17 protein-coding genes and 1 tRNA gene are annotated in these 14,990 nt (G+C 69.0%); 10 read left to right on the top strand and 8 right to left on the bottom strand.

Translation table 11 applies throughout. The features are described from left to right. Positions 1-87: 87 nt before the first annotated feature. From A3OM_RS0120620 to A3OM_RS0120610, 3 genes are all read left to right on the top strand, one after another. Positions 88-828, top strand: a complete 741-nt coding sequence (locus A3OM_RS0120620) for a GntR family transcriptional regulator (RefSeq protein ID WP_018045682.1) — start codon at positions 88-90, stop codon at positions 826-828. A gap of 156 nt (positions 829-984) precedes the next feature. Further along, the gene (locus tag A3OM_RS0120615) at positions 985-1,659 is read left to right on the top strand and encodes an isochorismatase family cysteine hydrolase (RefSeq protein WP_018045681.1); all 675 of its coding nucleotides are present in this window, start codon (positions 985-987) and stop codon (positions 1,657-1,659) included. A 54-nt stretch (positions 1,660-1,713) separates the two neighbouring features. Further along, positions 1,714-3,306, top strand: a complete 1,593-nt coding sequence (locus A3OM_RS0120610; RefSeq protein WP_018045680.1) for a xanthine/uracil/vitamin C permease — start codon at positions 1,714-1,716, stop codon at positions 3,304-3,306. Positions 3,307-3,447: 141 nt separating this feature from the next. Here the strand turns inward: A3OM_RS0120610 and A3OM_RS0120605 are convergent, their stop codons facing one another. The 4 genes from A3OM_RS0120605 to A3OM_RS0120590 all read right to left on the bottom strand — a co-directional run bounded on the left by A3OM_RS0120605 (position 3,448) and on the right by A3OM_RS0120590 (position 5,473). Further along, positions 3,448-3,684 (bottom strand): DUF2171 domain-containing protein, encoded by a 237-nt coding sequence (locus A3OM_RS0120605; RefSeq protein WP_018045679.1) that lies wholly within the window; start codon positions 3,682-3,684, stop codon positions 3,448-3,450. Between the two features lie 12 nt (positions 3,685-3,696). Continuing rightward, on the bottom strand, positions 3,697-4,293 hold the full coding sequence (locus A3OM_RS0120600; protein WP_018045678.1) for a ferritin-like domain-containing protein: 597 nt from the start codon (positions 4,291-4,293) through the stop codon (positions 3,697-3,699). Between the two features lie 195 nt (positions 4,294-4,488). Then, complete coding sequence (locus A3OM_RS0120595; RefSeq protein ID WP_018045677.1) at positions 4,489-5,097, bottom strand: hypothetical protein; 609 nt, start codon at positions 5,095-5,097, stop codon at positions 4,489-4,491. 163 nt (positions 5,098-5,260) lie between these two features. Then, on the bottom strand, positions 5,261-5,473 hold the full coding sequence (locus tag A3OM_RS0120590) for a hypothetical protein (protein WP_018045676.1): 213 nt from the start codon (positions 5,471-5,473) through the stop codon (positions 5,261-5,263). A gap of 476 nt (positions 5,474-5,949) precedes the next feature. On the opposite strand from A3OM_RS0120590, the gene fdxA reads away from it, so the two are divergent. From fdxA to A3OM_RS0120560, 6 genes are all read left to right on the top strand, one after another. Beyond that, on the top strand, positions 5,950-6,288 hold the full coding sequence (gene fdxA / locus A3OM_RS0120585) for a ferredoxin FdxA (RefSeq protein ID WP_018045675.1): 339 nt from the start codon (positions 5,950-5,952) through the stop codon (positions 6,286-6,288). 581 nt (positions 6,289-6,869) lie between these two features. Further along, positions 6,870-7,472 carry a CarD family transcriptional regulator gene (locus A3OM_RS0120580; RefSeq protein ID WP_018045674.1) on the top strand — a complete coding sequence of 201 codons (603 nt, stop codon included), beginning with the start codon at positions 6,870-6,872 and terminating at the stop codon, positions 7,470-7,472. 307 nt (positions 7,473-7,779) lie between these two features. Then, positions 7,780-8,652: an RNA polymerase factor sigma-32 gene (locus tag A3OM_RS0120575; RefSeq protein WP_026176254.1), complete on the top strand. Its 873-nt coding sequence runs from the start codon at positions 7,780-7,782 to the stop codon at positions 8,650-8,652. Positions 8,653-8,730: 78 nt separating this feature from the next. Continuing rightward, positions 8,731-8,976 carry a hypothetical protein gene (locus A3OM_RS0120570; protein ID WP_157196521.1) on the top strand — a complete coding sequence of 82 codons (246 nt, stop codon included), beginning with the start codon at positions 8,731-8,733 and terminating at the stop codon, positions 8,974-8,976. Between the two features lie 30 nt (positions 8,977-9,006). Next, positions 9,007-9,762 (top strand): 4'-phosphopantetheinyl transferase superfamily protein, encoded by a 756-nt coding sequence (locus A3OM_RS0120565; protein ID WP_018045671.1) that lies wholly within the window; start codon positions 9,007-9,009, stop codon positions 9,760-9,762. Positions 9,763-9,825: 63 nt separating this feature from the next. Continuing rightward, positions 9,826-9,902: transfer RNA gene (locus tag A3OM_RS0120560), tRNA-Pro, on the top strand. A 203-nt stretch (positions 9,903-10,105) separates the two neighbouring features. On the opposite strand, the gene A3OM_RS24445 is transcribed toward A3OM_RS0120560, so the two are convergent. After that, entirely contained in the window at positions 10,106-10,939 is an 834-nt protein-coding gene (locus tag A3OM_RS24445; protein ID WP_018045670.1) for an aminoglycoside phosphotransferase family protein, read from the bottom strand. A 205-nt stretch (positions 10,940-11,144) separates the two neighbouring features. Next, entirely contained in the window at positions 11,145-11,429 is a 285-nt protein-coding gene (locus A3OM_RS0120550) for a hypothetical protein (RefSeq protein WP_018045669.1), read from the bottom strand. Positions 11,430-11,701: 272 nt separating this feature from the next. On the opposite strand from A3OM_RS0120550, the gene A3OM_RS0120545 reads away from it, so the two are divergent. Continuing rightward, positions 11,702-12,685: a hypothetical protein gene (locus A3OM_RS0120545; protein WP_018045668.1), complete on the top strand. Its 984-nt coding sequence runs from the start codon at positions 11,702-11,704 to the stop codon at positions 12,683-12,685. On the opposite strand, the gene A3OM_RS0120540 is transcribed toward A3OM_RS0120545, so the two are convergent. Both A3OM_RS0120540 and A3OM_RS0120535 read right to left on the bottom strand, forming a co-directional pair. Continuing rightward, positions 12,673-13,893 (bottom strand): glycosyltransferase family 4 protein, encoded by a 1,221-nt coding sequence (locus A3OM_RS0120540; RefSeq protein WP_018045667.1) that lies wholly within the window; start codon positions 13,891-13,893, stop codon positions 12,673-12,675. The two genes, A3OM_RS0120545 and A3OM_RS0120540, sit on opposite strands and share 13 nt — an antisense overlap. An 8-nt stretch (positions 13,894-13,901) precedes the next feature. Beyond that, entirely contained in the window at positions 13,902-14,942 is a 1,041-nt protein-coding gene (locus A3OM_RS0120535) for a glycosyltransferase family 4 protein (RefSeq protein WP_026176253.1), read from the bottom strand. Between the last annotated feature and the right edge of the window lie 48 nt (positions 14,943-14,990).

Raw genomic sequence — 14,990 nt, 5'->3', positions numbered from 1 at the left:
GAAACTCGTCGTACTCATGGCGCGCGCAGGCTGATGGCGCGCGCAGGCCGACCCTGCGCCGATCGCGTGTCGTGAACCGAGACCACAGTGCCTGCGTCCCTGACCCGCTCCGAAAGCCTGTCCGACAGAATCGCCGACGCCATCCTGTCGGGGGAATTCCCGCCGGGCGCCCGGCTGGACGAACAGGTCCTGGCCACGCGCTTCGGCGTCTCGCGCACGCCGGTGCGCGATGCCCTTCGCCTCCTCAACGGCACCGGCCTGATCGACCTGCGCCCTCGCTTTGGCGCCACCGTGCGGACGATCACGCCGGACCAGCTCGACATGCTGTTCATCGCCATGGGCGAGATCGAGGCGACCTGCGCCCGCCTCTCGACCCTGAGCATGACGCCCGCGGAGCGCGCCCAGCTCCGGCTGCTGCATGAGCGCATGGGCGTCCTCGCCGAGGCCGGGGACCACGACAGCTACGTCGTCGCCAACCAGGACTTTCACGGGCTCCTCTACGAGGGCGCCCACAATACGGTGGTGGACGAGATCGCCCGCAATCTGCGGCGGCGGCTGACGCCGTACCGCCGCGTCCAGTTCCAGGCACCGGGGCGGCTCGCCCGCTCGCATGCCGAGCACGGCCTCGTGGTCCGCGCCGTCCTCGCGCGGGACGCCGCGGCCGCGAATTCCGCGATGCTCGTCCACATGAGCGTCGTCGAGGACGCCTTCGAGACCCTCGACGCCCAGAGCGCCGCCGCGCGCGAGGCGGCCGGCGAACGGGCGCGGGACCGCCTGGAACGGCCGGCCGCTCCGCTCCGCGCGGGCAAGGCGCGCCTGCAGCGCTGACGGCACCGGCTCGTCCACCGGAGATCATGCATAGAAGCTCGCCAGGGCGAGGCGAATCTTCGGGCATCGAAGTGTATGGTTTGGGCAAGGATTTCCCCATCCTTGCATACATGATGAGGCGCAGTCAGCCCGATTCGCGATTGGGAGAGGCCCCACATGCCCAACCTCCTCGACGCCCAGCCATCCCCGCTCCCCTTCGATGCGTCGAGTACGGCCCTTCTCATCATCGACATGCAGCGCGACTTCCTCGAGCCCGGCGGCTTCGGGGAGAGCCTCGGCAACGACGTCTCGCTCCTCGCCTCCGCCGTGCCGCCGACGAGGGCCCTCCTCGACGTGGCCCGCGCGTCCGGACTCCTGGTCGTGCATACACGGGAGGGCCACCGCCCGGACCTCTCCGATGCGCCGCCGGCCAAGCTGGAGCGCGGCGAGCCCACGGCCCGGATCGGTCAGCCCGGACCGATGGGCCGCATCCTGATCCGGGGCGAACCCGGTCACGACATCATTCCCGCCCTGGCGCCGCAGGACGGCGAGCCGGTGATCGACAAGCCCGGCAAGGGCGCCTTCTACGCCACCGACCTCGCCGACGTGCTCGCGGCCCGCGGCATCGCGACCCTTCTCGTCTGCGGCGTGACCACCGAGGTCTGCGTGCACACGACGGTGCGCGAGGCCAACGACCGCGGCTATCGCTGCGTCGTCGTCGGCGATGCCTGCGCGTCGTACATCCCCGAGTTCCACGCCGCCGGCCTCGCGATGATTAAGGCGCAGGGCGGCATCTTCGGCTGGGTCTCGGATTCGGACAGCGTCATCGCTGCCCTCGGCCGGCACGGCTGAACCCCTTTTCCCGGCGCGGCGCACTCGCCCCGCCTTGGCACGATGGAGGGCACCATGGCGAGCGGCATGACGAACACGGCCGGCGCATCCCGCCGCCCGGCCCTCTGGGTGCCCGGCGACTGGAACGCGTTCTTCGGCTTCGGCACCAACATCCTCGTCAACATGCTGGTGCTCACGGGCCTGCTGCGCTTCGTCCTCGGCATGCCCGACGCGATCACCTTCGGGCGCATCCTACCCGCCGTCGGCCTGATGCTCTTCCTCTCCACCGCCTATTACGGCTGGCTCGGCTACCGGCTCGCCAAGACCAGCGGCCGCGACGACGTCTGCGCGCTGCCATCCGGCATCAGCGTGCCGCACATGTTCATCGTGGTCTTCGTCATCATGCTGCCGATCAAGCTCTCCACCGGCGATCCGGTGAAGGCCTGGGAGGCGGGGCTCGCCTGGGTGTTCATCCAGAGCTTCATGCTGATGATCGGCGGGTTCATCGCCCCGGTCATCCGGCGCATCACGCCGCGCGCGGCGCTCCTCGGAACCCTCGCCGGCGTCTCCGTCACCTTCATCGCCATGCGCCCGGCGCTGGAGATGATCCAGACCCCGGTGATCGGCGTCGTCGCCTTCGCCATCATCCTGCTCGCGTGGTTCGGCGGCGTGCGCTATCCGGGCCGGCTTCCGGCCGGCCTCGTGGCCATCCTGTTCGGCATGGCCGTCGCCTGGGGCGCCAAGCTCGTCGGGATCGACATCGGCGGGGTCAGCGGCCCCGGCCTCGCGAGCGCGCTCTCCGGCATCGGCTTCTCGGTGCCGCTGCCGGCCATCGGCCATGTCTTCGGCGGCTTCGAGTTCATCGGGATCATCCTGGTGACGGCGATCCCCTTCGGCATCTACGACCTCGTGGAGGCGATGGACAATGTCGAGAGCGCGGAAGTGGCGGGCGACGCCTACCCGACCACGCGGGTGCTCACCGCCGACGGGATCGTCAGCCTGATCGGCTGCCTCATGGGCAACCCCTTCATCAACGCCGTCTATATCGGTCATCCAGGGTGGAAGGCGATGGGCGGGCGGATCGGCTATTCCTTCGCCACCGGCATCGTCGTGCTGCTTCTCGCCTGGCTGAACCTGATCTCGCTGATCTCCAGCGTGGTGCCGATCGTCGCGATCTCGCCGATCCTGCTCTATATCGGCATGCTGATCGGGGCGCAGGCCTTCCAGGAGACGCCGCATTCGCACGCGCCCGCCATCGTGCTGGCTTTCGCGCCGCATCTCGCGGCCTGGGCCAAGACGCTGATCGACGGGGCGCTGGGGGCGGCCGGCACCAGCGCCGCTGCGGTGGGCATGGACAAGCTCGGACAGGTCGGGGTGCTCTATCACGGGCTCGCCGTGCTCGGCGAAGGCGCGATCCTCGGCGGGCTGATCCTCGGCGCCATCGCGACCTTCATCATCGAGCGCGACTTCCCGAGGGCCTCGGCCTTCGCGGCGGCCGGGGGCGTCCTGACCTTCTTCGGCTTCATGCACGGCCCTGCCGTGGGCTTTGCGGTGACCCCGACCCTGGCGCTCGCCTACATGCTGGTGGCCGGCCTGCTCTTCGTCGCGGCCCGGGGCGCGGTCCCGGTCCCGGCGATGGCGCCGACCGCGCACGCGCCGGCGGAGTAGGTTTCGCGTCGCTCGCGGGCATCGACGAATCCGTCCGGTCCGGGGCTCGGCCTTCGGTCTCGATGTCCAGGCCGGGGTGAGGCCGGAAGAAAGGGGTCGCCTCATCGGCAACCCCTTCGCATTCCGGCCCGACGCGTCGCGCTATTCCGCGGTGCCCCATTCGTCCTTGGCCTGGGCGGAGGTCCGGTTCAGCTTGACCTTGCCGTCCTCCACCGCATCGATCGAGTCGACGTGGAGGAAGTGGTGCCGACCCTCGGCTTCGGGGTCGGTCCGGGTGAGCTTGATGCGCTGCCCGTCGAGGTGGTCCACCGTGCCCACATGCCCGTCATCCGACCCGACTACCGGCATGTGCTCTCGGATCTTGCTGGTATCGACCATGGTTCGATCTCCCTACTCGGCCTTGGACTTGGGCTTGGACCCGGACTCGGCTTTGGCGCCCTTCTTCCGGGGAGCCGGCTCGTCCTCCGTCCCGGCCTCGTCTTCGGTCCCGGCCTCCTCGGAGCCCTCCACGTTGAGGCCCAGGGCGATCTGCGTGAGGAGTTCGTCGGTCTTCTTCTCCTCCTGAAGGGTCTCGTCGAGGAGCTTGGCGGCGTCCTCGTAGCCGAGCTGGCTCGCCCAGGTCTTGAGGGTGCCGTAGCGGGCGATCTCGTAATGCTCGACGGCCTGTGCGCAGCCGATCAGGACGGCGTCCGCCGCCGGGCTGTCGCCGAAATCCTCGAGATCCTCTTCCATCTCGGCGGTCAGGCCCTGCATGGCCTCGCAGGTCTTGGCCCGCGCCGACTTGCCGATGATCTCGAACACCTGCTGGAGGCGCTCGACCTGGACGGCGCTCTCCTCGGCATGGGTCTCGAACGCCTGACGCAGCTCGTCGTGCTCGGCGGATTTGGCCGATTTCTTCAACGCGCGAACGGATTGCTTTTCGGCGTAATAGACGTCCTTGAGGGTCTCATAGAAAGCATCATTCAAGGTTTTCTGTTTGGCGGCCATAGACATCATCCCACTTAAACGAGTGTATTATTTCGTACCGACGCGTTATGGCGCTGTCAGTCATCCAAGGAACGCTCGCTTTGCCTTGAGGCTCCCAAAAATGAGAGATCTATATTTGGGGGAAAACTATGGGGATTGCGCTCGGCCGTGGAACCTTTCGCCGTCAGGCTGCCATGCTTGGCGGTCGCGCCGAGGTCAGGACGCGGCGGGGGGATGGAGCCGCAGGCGCCCGGCCTCGCCGCAGGCCGTGAACCAGTCCCGCTCGGCGTCCCAGGGGTGGCCCGACCAGCCGGCGAAGCCGAACCCATAGACGTCGATCGGGGGCAGGGACGGGCTCCGCCCCTCGATGATGGCGAGCGCCACCAGGAAGCCCGTGCTCGGATTCGGGGTGCCGGAGACGCGGGGGGCGAGCTGCTGGCGGGCGCGGTCATGCAGGGCGGAGGGCAGGACATGGACCGGGCGGTGGGCGAGCTTGTCCCGCAGGGGCGCCGTCCAGCAGACGCGCTCATGCGCTCCCTCCTCGTCCGGCGAGAGTTCGGGGAAGGCCAGCAGGTAAGTGCGGGCCTGCCGGATCACGGGGCGATCGAGGAACCCGTCATCCTCCACCCAGGCGCGGGCCTGGCCTCCGCGATTGACGAGGGCGAGGAGGGTCACGCGCGATCCCGCCGGGCCGCCGAAACCCGCGGCGTTGTTGAAGCGCACCACGCAGGACGCCCCATCGATGGCCCGGCCGTGATCGCCGATCTCCGGCGCGTTGCCGACGAGGGCGAGGTGGGGATCGTCGAGGTCCGGCCATGACGACATGGGTCGAGTTCCTTGGAACAGGCCACCGGTGCGGGGACTCGCGGATGGGGCGTCGGGTCCTGAGCAGGTTTCGCAGAAGTGGCCCCCGGTTCTGCGATCGAAAACCTGCGACACAGCAAAGAGCTAAGCCGGGTGATGCGTTGGCTTGCCAACGCGAACCCGCTTAGGCCGGTCCGTCCGGCCGGGCCAGGGACGATCCGGGCGCCGTCCGCTCCATGGCGTTGAGGGCGTCCGCCATCGCATGCGCGGCTTCCCGACCCAGGCCGACCTGCCGGACGCTCTTCACCAGCGCCGGCTCCAGCGTCTTGGTGTCGTAGACCGTCCATCCTCCGAGTTCCGGAGCGATGGCGTAGACGGCATGCTCGTTGTCGTTCATGGCGTGCCTCGCATTCGAGGAGAGCGACTGTTCGGGGTCGATGGAACGGCCGGTGACGATCCGAGCTCCCCTGCGGGCTCTGCGACCCTTGGTAACAACGGTCTTTCGCCCGCCACCGCACCGGAAAGTTTACCGGATGCGGCACTATTCACGGTACGAGGTCGCCCGTCGCGTCTCCTGTCGGACCCTCTCGGATAAAGGGAGCGGCCGGCCGGCGAATGAGCTGATCCGATGGCCTCCTTGGGTGTGGCACGGACGCACCTGCCGCAGCCGGCGTGAGCCGCCGCTGCTTGTCAGCCACCCTGGCAGGGGATAGAGCCGTGCGGAAATGACGGGCGGGGCGGTCGACGCGCCGTCCGCGAGGCGCGTGACACGCGGACGCGTTAACGGAGCCGTGCGGGAGGCCGGTCTAGGATCGGGGCCGAGCGGGCTCGGGTCTCGCGATCCACCCCACCACGGATAGGGCTGAAGGGCACATGACCTACGTCGTCACCGACAATTGCATCAAGTGCAAGTACATGGACTGCGTGGAAGTCTGCCCCGTGGATTGCTTCTACGAGGGCGAGAACATGCTCGTCATCCACCCCGACGAGTGCATCGATTGCGGCGTCTGCGAGCCGGAATGCCCCGCCGAGGCGATCAAGCCCGACACCGAGCCGAGCCTGGAAACCTGGCTGAAGCTCAACGCCGATTACGCGCGGAGCTGGCCCAACATCACCCAGAAGAAGGACGCCCCGTCCGACGCCAAGGACTGGGACGGCGTCGCCGGCAAGCTCGAGGCGCATTTCTCGGCCTCCCCCGGCACCGGCGACTGACCCCTCGGCCGGGCCGGTGGCCCGGAACTCCCGGTTCGCCTCGAGGTCACGGACACGTGATCCCCGGCCTGCCGACGGACACGGGCGCTTCACGACGCCGCGGATGGCGGGCCGGCCTGCGGAAGCGTCGACCCGGCAGGTCTTCGGAGATTCCCTCCCCGCGTGCATCGGGCGCCGTGTGGAGCCCGGCCCGACCGGTCGCTCACGCATGCCCTGCGTCGGCAATCCTTTGATTCGGCGCCCGGTTTGTGGTATGTAGACCGCCTGCCGTCGTTCGTGCCTGACGTGCTGCCTTTGGCTACCTCACCGGTGGTTTTCAAACTTTTCGACAGAGTCGGCTTCCCATCTTCCTGGGACGCTACCTCGGCGAGACGAGGCGGCATGTGATCGACCGCTGGAGGCGCATGCGCCTTCCGCGACCCCGATCGCATGGTGTGGATGATCGGTTAGCCTGGGACCCGCTCGGCCGGTGCATGACGCATCGATGGCCGGCGGACAAGGGGCTCAAGCCGGGTCACCCACCCCGGGAATGAAGGTTCAGCGCGACTCGACCCGCGCGATGTTCTGGAGGCGCTTCTCGCATGACGACAGCCAAGAAGACGACGGCAGGCCGCCAAGGCTTCAAGACCGGCGAAGCGGTGGTGTACCCAGCTCATGGCGTCGGCCGCATCACGGCGATCGAAGAGCAGGAGATCGCCGGCTACAAGCTCGAGTTGTTCGTCGTCTCGTTCGAGAAGGACAAGATGGTCCTGCGCGTGCCCACCGCCAAGGCCAACAGCGTCGGCATGCGCAAGCTCGCCGAGCCGGAACTCGTCAAGAAGGCCCTCGACGTGCTCACCGGCCGCGCCCGGATCAAGCGCACCATGTGGTCGCGCCGTGCCCAGGAATACGAGGCCAAGATCAATTCCGGCGACCTGCTGTCGGTGACCGAGGTAGTCCGCGACCTCTACCGTTCGGAGGCCCAGCCCGAGCAATCCTACAGCGAGCGCCAGCTCTACGAGGCCGCCCTCGACCGCGTGCTGCGCGAAATCTCCTCGGTGAACAAGATCACCGAGACGGAGGCGCTCAAGCTCATCGAGCAGAGCCTCGCCAAGTCGCCCCGCCGCGCCAAGGGTGAGGCGGAAGCCGAGGGCGATGCCGAGGCGGAAGGCGACAGCGACGAGATCCGGGAAGAGGCCGCCTGAGCGGACCGCCGATCTCAAACGGATCCATTCGACGATCGGGCCCGGCGCACCAGCGCCGGGCCTTTTTCTTTGTCGGCACCGCATCGGCGGTCGCGCCAACGACCGTCGCCCGGATGCTCCGATGCGCCGCAGGGTCACGGCCCCCTGTCAGCCCGAGCCGGCGGAACTATCCACGTAACGGCTCCGTTGTCCGGTGCCTGGGCGATGCCCCCGGGCTGGTGCCCTCGCTTTCCGGACCATTCGGGTCGACCGACCCGGAACGTCCGTCGCGGTGCGCGCACGCAACGGACAAAAGGCGGAGGCGGGAATGGCGGACATCGCGGGGATACGGCGACAGTTCATTCGTACGGCCATGGAGGCGCCCTTCCTGGCGCGAGACGAGGAACGTGGTCTCGCCGTCCGCTGGAAGGACGAGCGCGACGAGCACGCGCTCCACCGCCTGATCTCCGCCCATATGCGCCTCGTCATCGCCATCGCGGGACGCTTCCGGCATTACGGCCTGCCCATGGCCGATCTCGTCCAGGAAGGTCATGTGGGCCTGATGGAAGCGGCGGCCCGGTTCGAACCGGAGCGGGAAGTCCGTTTCTCCACCTATGCCACGTGGTGGATCAGGGCCTCGATCCAGGATTACATCCTGCGCAACTGGTCCATCGTCCGCGGCGGCACGAGTTCGGCCCAGAAGGCCCTATTCTTCAATTTGCGTCGCCTTCGCGCCAAGCTGATGCAATCCACCGAGGAGCATGTGGGCGACGAGATCCATCGCCGCATCGCCACCGCCATCGGCGTCTCGCGCGAGGACGTGGCTCTGATGGATGCGCGCCTGTCCGGACCGGACATGTCCCTGAACGCCCCCGTGGGCGAGGAGAGCGAGGCCTCCTCCGAGCGGATGGATTTTCTCGTGGACGGGTCCGACCTGCCCGACGAGACGGTCTCGGCCTCGGTGGACGGCGAGCGCCGGCTCACCTGGCTCAACGAGGCGCTCACCGTGCTCTCCGAGCGCGAATTGCGCATCCTGCGCGAGCGGAGACTCACGGAGGATCAGGCGACCCTGGAGGCGCTCGGCCGACGCCTCGGCATCTCGAAGGAGCGGGTCCGGCAGATCGAGAACCGCGCCCTGGAAAAGCTCCGGCGCGCCCTGGCCGAGCGTTTTCCACAGACCGCCGGTAACGTGTACGTCTAATCGGACGGTACTTGCCGCCCGCGCCCGGCCCCGGCACATTAACGCTTCGGCATCCCACGTGTGAGATGACGGACGTCGATGGCGTCGAGGTGCGTTGTGCGGGAAGTCCATGACGAGACCGGTGGGGCGCATAGGCCGCTGATGGCCCTCGCGGTGATTCTTGCCGCGAGCGTGACGATCACTGCCGCCGTCGCCGTCGAGCACGGTCTCGCGTGGCCCGCGACCGTCGGCACGTTCTACGGCTTGGCCGCCCTCTGTCAGATCGCCTATCTCGGCCTCGTCGTCGCTCGCGAGTGGGACGGCACCTCCGGCCCGTCGATCTGACGGGTGACCGCCGCTTGTCCGAGCGAGCCGATGGGCACCGGGACGCCGGACCGCGCGGGGACGAATCCTGACGTCACGGTCTGGGACGTCGATCTCACCCAGGCCATCGACCATCGGGCGAAGTGCCGGGATCTTCTCTCCGACGACGAGATCGCGCGCGCCGCCCGATTCGTCCGCGACGTGGATCGCTGGCGGTTCGAGGCGAGCCACGCGGCCCTGCGCCTCGTGCTCGGGGAACGGCTCGGATCGGACCCGCGCGGCCTCGTCTTCGGCGCGGCGCCCTCCGGCAAACCATATCTCGCGGGGGAGCAGGCCGGGTCGTGCCGCTTCAGCCTGTCCCATTCCGGCAGCCGCGCCCTGATCGGGCTTTCCTCCTCGGCGGAGATCGGCGTCGACGTGGAAGAAATACGCCCGATGCCCGATCTGCTGCGCATCGCGCGGGCGCATTTCGCCAGACGGGAAATCGCCGCCCTCGAAACCCTCCCGCCACGCGACCTCACGGCGGCGTTCTTCGCCTGCTGGACCCGCAAGGAGGCCGTCGCGAAGGCCACAGGCCAGGGCCTCTCCCTGCCCCTCGACAGCTTTGCCGTCTCGGTCACGCCGGAGAGGGCGGAGTTGCTGACGATGCCGGACGGGACGAAGGCCTGGAGCCTGCACGCCCTCTCCACGGCACCGGGCCATGCCGCCGCCCTCGCGGTCCTGGCGGCCAATGTCGGCTGCATCCGCCGCACCCTTGCCCCCGATTGGGCCGCCCGTCCCGCCGCCATATCGCAACAAGGGCCATGATGGCGCTTGCGGCCCCGCGCCGGCCTCGCTATACGTCCGCTCGCCGGTGGAGACGCCGGCCGTCGGAGTGTAGCGCAGTCTGGTAGCGCACCACGTTCGGGACGTGGGGGTCGCAGGTTCAAATCCTGCCACTCCGACCAAATTTCCCGAGAGTTCGCAGTCTCTTAACTGCTTCCCCACAAATCTTGGCCGCACGGCGTGGACCGCCTGACGAGCCTCTGTCTCCGCATGATGGTGTCCGCCGCCTTCGCGAAAGGCGTGCCGTTGGCGACGAGCCGCGTCGCTGCACTACGGCTCGGCTCGCTCGCAGTGCCTCAGGCCGGTCCCGGCGGCGGGCCGCGCATCAGATCAGATGCGCGAAGTGGTGTCCCAGCCGTCTCGCTTCCGCCTGAAGGTCGTCCTCGTTCGGGGCGGCCTGCCCGGACAGGCGGGCGACGATCATGGGCAGCCGCCAGGCGTCGATGTCCCGCCTGTCGATGCCGCTCAACCGGCAATACGTCCAGACATAGAAATCGGCCAATCTCGCGCGGATCTGCGCATCGGCCGCCTTCGCCCAGGCGTTGACGAAGCGGGTGCGTCCGGATCGAAGGATGAGCTCGGTGCGGGCGACGTCCGCTGTGGGATGCCCAGCCGTCGATTTTTCCCAGTCGATGACGACCAGACCGTCCGGCGTGTAGAGCGCGTTCTCGGGGTGGAGATCTCCGTGGCAGAGATTGTCCCCATCGGGCAGGCGATCGAGCACGGCGAGCGTCGTTTGCTTCAGCCAGGCAGGCACTCTCGCTCTGGAGACTTGAACACGCAGTGCGTCCTGCTGGTTGGGAAGCGGAGCATTGTGGATTGTGTGGATGCCGATTTGAATATGCGCAAGTTGCCTCAGGGCGCCCAGCATGCCGACCGGGTTCCTCCTGAAGTGTTCGAGAACCGTCTTGCCGTCGATATGCTCGAACAGCACGCCGGATCGTCCGTGCCGCTCGATGATTCCCAAGGGGGCCGGGACGCGGAGGCCTTGGGAATGGGCGAACGACGTCGCGACGAACTCCTTTTCGGCCAGGGACTTTCCCCATTTCGCCTTGTAGAGCTTCAGTATCCGGCCCGATTTGTCGACAAAGACTTCGGCACTTCTTCCCTCACCAATGCGATGCGCCCGATCAAGAACGATCTCTTGTGTCGATACCATATCGATCCAACGTCATGGCCCCCTCCATGCCATGCGCGAGAGTATCGTCGATGAAGATCAGCCGGCAATCCATTCCGGGACGGGAACGGTGCCGACACGGGGACGAGGTGCCGCTGCGCACACCTGGCGCAGCAAAAACCCCGCTCCGGCTTTCGCCGGGCGGGGTTCGAATGCGAGGGCTCTTCGCCTTGAAGTCTGCGGCCCGTCAGTATCCGTAGCGGCGAGCGCGACGATAGTTCTGGTCCTGGCGGCGCAGATGCGCCCCATACCGGCGATCATGGAGCATCTGTCGGCGAATGTGCTTCCGATAGCGGTACTGGGGCGAATGGCCGTAACCGGACCGGTACCCGTACCCGTACTGGACGGTTTCGACGGCCGCTGGCTGTCCGAGCGCGGTAGCGTCCACGGCCAGGGGAGCGGCCTGGGCCGTTGACGTCAAGCCGGCACATACGAGCGCCGCGGCGAGCGCGAGGGAGCGCAGGTCTTTCATCGGATATCCTTCCTTGTGGGTAGGCCGAGGGCATCTAGGGCGGCGAAGCTTGGCTTCAACCCAAAAATTCGCCGCAGCGCGAGCCCGGCGGGTCGGGGTCGTGCAGAAGCGAGGCTGTTGGGAAGAACCATGCCCCCTTCATACCCACCCGAAAACCGCGCATTCATGCCGATGATGCCAGGCAGGTTCGGCACAAGTGGTCGCCGGTTTTGCGTCCTGAAACCCGGGAACCCGCTCAGGCGCGGCGAGGCCGGGCGCGATGAGGGAGAGCCATGCGACGCTGTTTCGTCTGTGAGGCCGATAGCCTCGAGCCGACTGACCGGCACATCGTCCATGAGGATGGGCGGCGGCGGGCGTTTCCCATCGCCTGTGCCTCGTGCGGCGTGCTCGTCCAGGACGGGGCGGACCCGGCCGCATGCTGGGCCGATCTCGCGCGGGCTCTGGCCGGGCGCGTGTTCCGCCTCGATCCGCAAGCGCCCTACGGTCTCGACATCTACACCCTGCGCCTTGCCGCCACCCGGCTGCGCCGTGGCGTCAGGCCGGTCGGCGGGGCCGACCGGGAAGCCCTGCTGCACCCGCATTCCGAGCGGGCCGCCGCCGGCGATCTGTTCGATCTCGATGCCGCGCTGCCGGCCACGGTCTCGCTCGGCCTCCTCTGCCGGCCGCAGGATCTGGATGCGGTGCTGGCCCGCCTTTCCGCCCATGCGGCCTGGACCGGCGACGTGGTGGTCCTCGTCGACGCCCCCGACAGCCCGCCGGTTTCCGCCGCCATCGCCGGCTATCCCTCCGGCGCCGTGCGGGTCGCCGCCCGCCCCCTCGCCGGCGATTTCGCGGCCCAGCGCAACGCGCTGCAGGACCTGTCGCGCTGTGCCTGGATGCTCCAGCTCGACGCCGACGAGGAGCTGGCAGCCGCCTTGGGTGAGCTGCTTCCGGCCCTTGCCGCCCTGGCCGAGGAGGGAGACGTTCTCTCCATCGGCCTGCCCCGGCGCAACCGCGTCGACGGGGTGTTGTCGGATGTCTATCCGGACGTTCAGTACCGCCTGAACCGCGCGGATGTCCGTTTCGGGGGGCGTGTTCACGAGCGGCCCGATCTCGGCGGCGCGTGGCGGCGGGGCTTCATCTCCCTCCACGGCGCCATCGAGCACCGGCTCTCGCGCGCCCATGTCGAGGCGCGGTCCCGGCGCTACGAGGCGATGGACCCCGGCCGGGGGCGGCCGGAGGAGGAGACGGCGCTGCTGCGCCCCTACCGGCCCTGACGCGCTGCCGCGATGGCCCGTTCGTAGAGCGCCAGGGTCTCGGCCCCGAGCCGCGCCCGGTCGAAGGCGCCGCTCGCCGAAAGGGCGCGGTCCCGCAGGCGCAGGCGCAGGGCGGAATCCAGGAGCAGCGGACGGATGGCCTCGGCCAGGGCCGCCCCCGTCGCTTCCCGCGCGAGAAGGCCTGCGCCCGGCCCACCGATGAAGGCGCGGGCGCTGGCATCCTGAGCGCAGGCCACCACCGGGCGGCCATGGGCCAGGGCCTCCTGGTAGACGAGGCCGAAACTCTCGTAGCGCGAGGGGGCGAGCACGGCATGGGCTCGCGCATAGGCGGCCTCCAGGGCCACGGCGTCGATCCGGCCCAAGGGGCGCAGGCACCGTCGCGCGGCGGCGGGACAATCCGGCGGAAGGTCGGCCTCGGGCACGCCGACGAGGGCGATCTCGAAGGGGGGAAGCGTTCCGGCCTCGCAATCGGCACCGAGGATCGCGGCGGCGGCGAGCAGGAGATCGAACCCTTTGCGCGGCTCGGCCCGGCCGACGAACAGCAGGCGGACCGGGCCGTCCGTGGCCTCCGGATAGGGAGCGGCGCGAGCGCGTTCCTGCATCTCCGGGGGCAGGCTCAGGCCGATCACCGCATGGGGCCGGGCGGTATGGGGCCGGACGGTATGGGGCCGGGCCGGCTGAAGGCCGTAGAGCGCCGTCATCCGCGCCGCATGCTCGCCGGTATTCGAGATCAGCCCGGCGCTCGCCCTCGCCTGCCGGCGTTCCAGCCGGTCGGCGGCGAGACCGTCCAGGCGGTCGCGCAGGGAGGCGGCCGGTTCGCGCGAGAAGGCGGCGGGCGTGGAGTTGCGGGTCACCAGGGGCGGGGCCGCGCCGCCTCCGAGCAGGGCGGCCGGCCCGTACCAGTTCGTGGCCTCGATGCAAGCGAAGGGATGCCGGGCATGGGCCCGCAGCACCGCCCGGCGGAAGGCGATGGGCGCGGCGAGGTGCCCGGCCGATCCCCACAGGCGCAGCCGCGCGAGCCGCGAGCCCGGCGGGAGGCCGATCCCCTCGATCCCGACGCCCGCATGGTCGCCGGACCCGGTGCGGTCGAGGGTGAACACCGTGACGGCGATGCCGAGCGCGCTCAGGCTCTCGGCGATCTCGCGCGCGGCGGTGGAAAGCCCGCTCGGGGCGGGGGGATAGTCCCAGGCGAGGAGCGCCGTGCGCATGCGCCCGCTCACCGGCCGAGCAGGCGCCGGTAGATCGCGAGGTAGTCGGCGGCCATGCGCTCGGCGGTGAAGCGCGCCTCGAAGCGGCGGCGCACCTGCGCCCGGTCGAGCTCGCCCACCCGCGCCAGGGCCGCCACCGCCTCGGCCTCGGAGGAGACGACGAAGCCCGTGACCCCGTCCTCGACGATCTCGGGAACGGAGCCCCGGTTCCAGGCGATCACCGGGGTGCCGCAGGCCATGGCCTCGATCATCACGAGGCCGAAGGGTTCGGGCCAGTCGATGGGAAACAAGAGGGCGCGCGCGCCGCCCAGGAGCCGGCCCTTGGCCGCATCGTCCACCGGGCCGACATAGACGGCGTCGTCACCGAGCAGCGGACGGACCGCCCGGTCGAAATAATCCGGGTTCCCCACATCCACGGTCCCGGCGAGGCGGATCGGCAGGCCCGCCGCGCGGGCGACGCGGATGGCGACGTCGGGCCGCTTCTGGTCGGTCATCCGGCCGATGAAGGCGAGATGGTCCTCCGGCTCGCTCCGCAGGGCGTAACGGTCGCGGGCGATGCCGTGATGGACGATGCCGGCGCGGTTCGCCACCGGGATGCCGGCTTCCTGCGCCGCCGAGATCGCCGCCACGGGCAGGTCGGGGAAGCCGGCGAAGAACAGCGCCCGGTCGCGCTCGTCCACGCGCCAATGCACGGTCGTCAGGCTGCGGCATCGCCGCGCGCCGAGCACGGGCGCATGCGCGAACTCGCCGTGGCAATGGACGATGTCGAACGCGTCGAGGCGGCGGGCAAGCGCTTCCATCTGGAGCGCTTCCAGGGCCGCCGGCACCCCCGGAGCCACCCGGCCCTCACGGGCCTCCAGGGCGGCGAGACTGAGATGATCTCCGACCCTTGGTATATCTGTCACACTGTCCGCCGGGGCGAAGAGCGTTACCTCAACCTCCAAGTTTCGCAGTGCTATGCTGAGATCATGGATGACGCGCTCCGTCCCGCCATGATGCGTCGGAGGGGTCGGAAAGATGTTGGGTGCGACCTGCGCGATACGGATCACGGGTTGTTCTTGTGTTTTAGGTATGAAAGTCGACATTTTATCCGTGGT

The organism is Methylobacterium sp. 88A, from assembly GCF_000376345.1.
GTDB lineage: Bacteria > Pseudomonadota > Alphaproteobacteria > Rhizobiales > Beijerinckiaceae > Methylobacterium > Methylobacterium bullatum.
This window is presented reverse-complemented; position numbering and strand designations above follow the sequence as displayed.

What these genes read in the sequence shown, in the direction of transcription:
- A3OM_RS0120615 (WP_018045681.1), top strand. Translation starts at nt 985, where the DNA reads ATGCCCAACCTCCTCGACGCCCAGCCATCCCCGCTCCCCTTCGATGCG.
- A3OM_RS0120610 (WP_018045680.1), top strand. Translation starts at nt 1,714, where the DNA reads ATGGCGAGCGGCATGACGAACACGGCCGGCGCATCCCGCCGCCCGGCC.
- A3OM_RS0120605 (WP_018045679.1), bottom strand. Translation starts at nt 3,684, where the DNA reads ATGGTCGATACCAGCAAGATCCGAGAGCACATGCCGGTAGTCGGGTCG.
- A3OM_RS0120600 (WP_018045678.1), bottom strand. Translation starts at nt 4,293, where the DNA reads ATGGCCGCCAAACAGAAAACCTTGAATGATGCTTTCTATGAGACCCTC.
- A3OM_RS0120595 (WP_018045677.1), bottom strand. Translation starts at nt 5,097, where the DNA reads ATGTCGTCATGGCCGGACCTCGACGATCCCCACCTCGCCCTCGTCGGC.
- A3OM_RS0120590 (WP_018045676.1), bottom strand. Translation starts at nt 5,473, where the DNA reads ATGAACGACAACGAGCATGCCGTCTACGCCATCGCTCCGGAACTCGGA.
- fdxA (WP_018045675.1), top strand. Translation starts at nt 5,950, where the DNA reads ATGACCTACGTCGTCACCGACAATTGCATCAAGTGCAAGTACATGGAC.
- A3OM_RS0120580 (WP_018045674.1), top strand. Translation starts at nt 6,870, where the DNA reads ATGACGACAGCCAAGAAGACGACGGCAGGCCGCCAAGGCTTCAAGACC.
- A3OM_RS0120575 (WP_026176254.1), top strand. Translation starts at nt 7,780, where the DNA reads ATGGCGGACATCGCGGGGATACGGCGACAGTTCATTCGTACGGCCATG.
- A3OM_RS0120570 (WP_157196521.1), top strand. Translation starts at nt 8,731, where the DNA reads ATGGCGTCGAGGTGCGTTGTGCGGGAAGTCCATGACGAGACCGGTGGG.
- A3OM_RS0120565 (WP_018045671.1), top strand. Translation starts at nt 9,007, where the DNA reads ATGGGCACCGGGACGCCGGACCGCGCGGGGACGAATCCTGACGTCACG.
- A3OM_RS24445 (WP_018045670.1), bottom strand. Translation starts at nt 10,939, where the DNA reads ATGGTATCGACACAAGAGATCGTTCTTGATCGGGCGCATCGCATTGGT.
- A3OM_RS0120550 (WP_018045669.1), bottom strand. Translation starts at nt 11,429, where the DNA reads ATGAAAGACCTGCGCTCCCTCGCGCTCGCCGCGGCGCTCGTATGTGCC.
- A3OM_RS0120545 (WP_018045668.1), top strand. Translation starts at nt 11,702, where the DNA reads ATGCGACGCTGTTTCGTCTGTGAGGCCGATAGCCTCGAGCCGACTGAC.
- A3OM_RS0120540 (WP_018045667.1), bottom strand. Translation starts at nt 13,893, where the DNA reads ATGCGCACGGCGCTCCTCGCCTGGGACTATCCCCCCGCCCCGAGCGGG.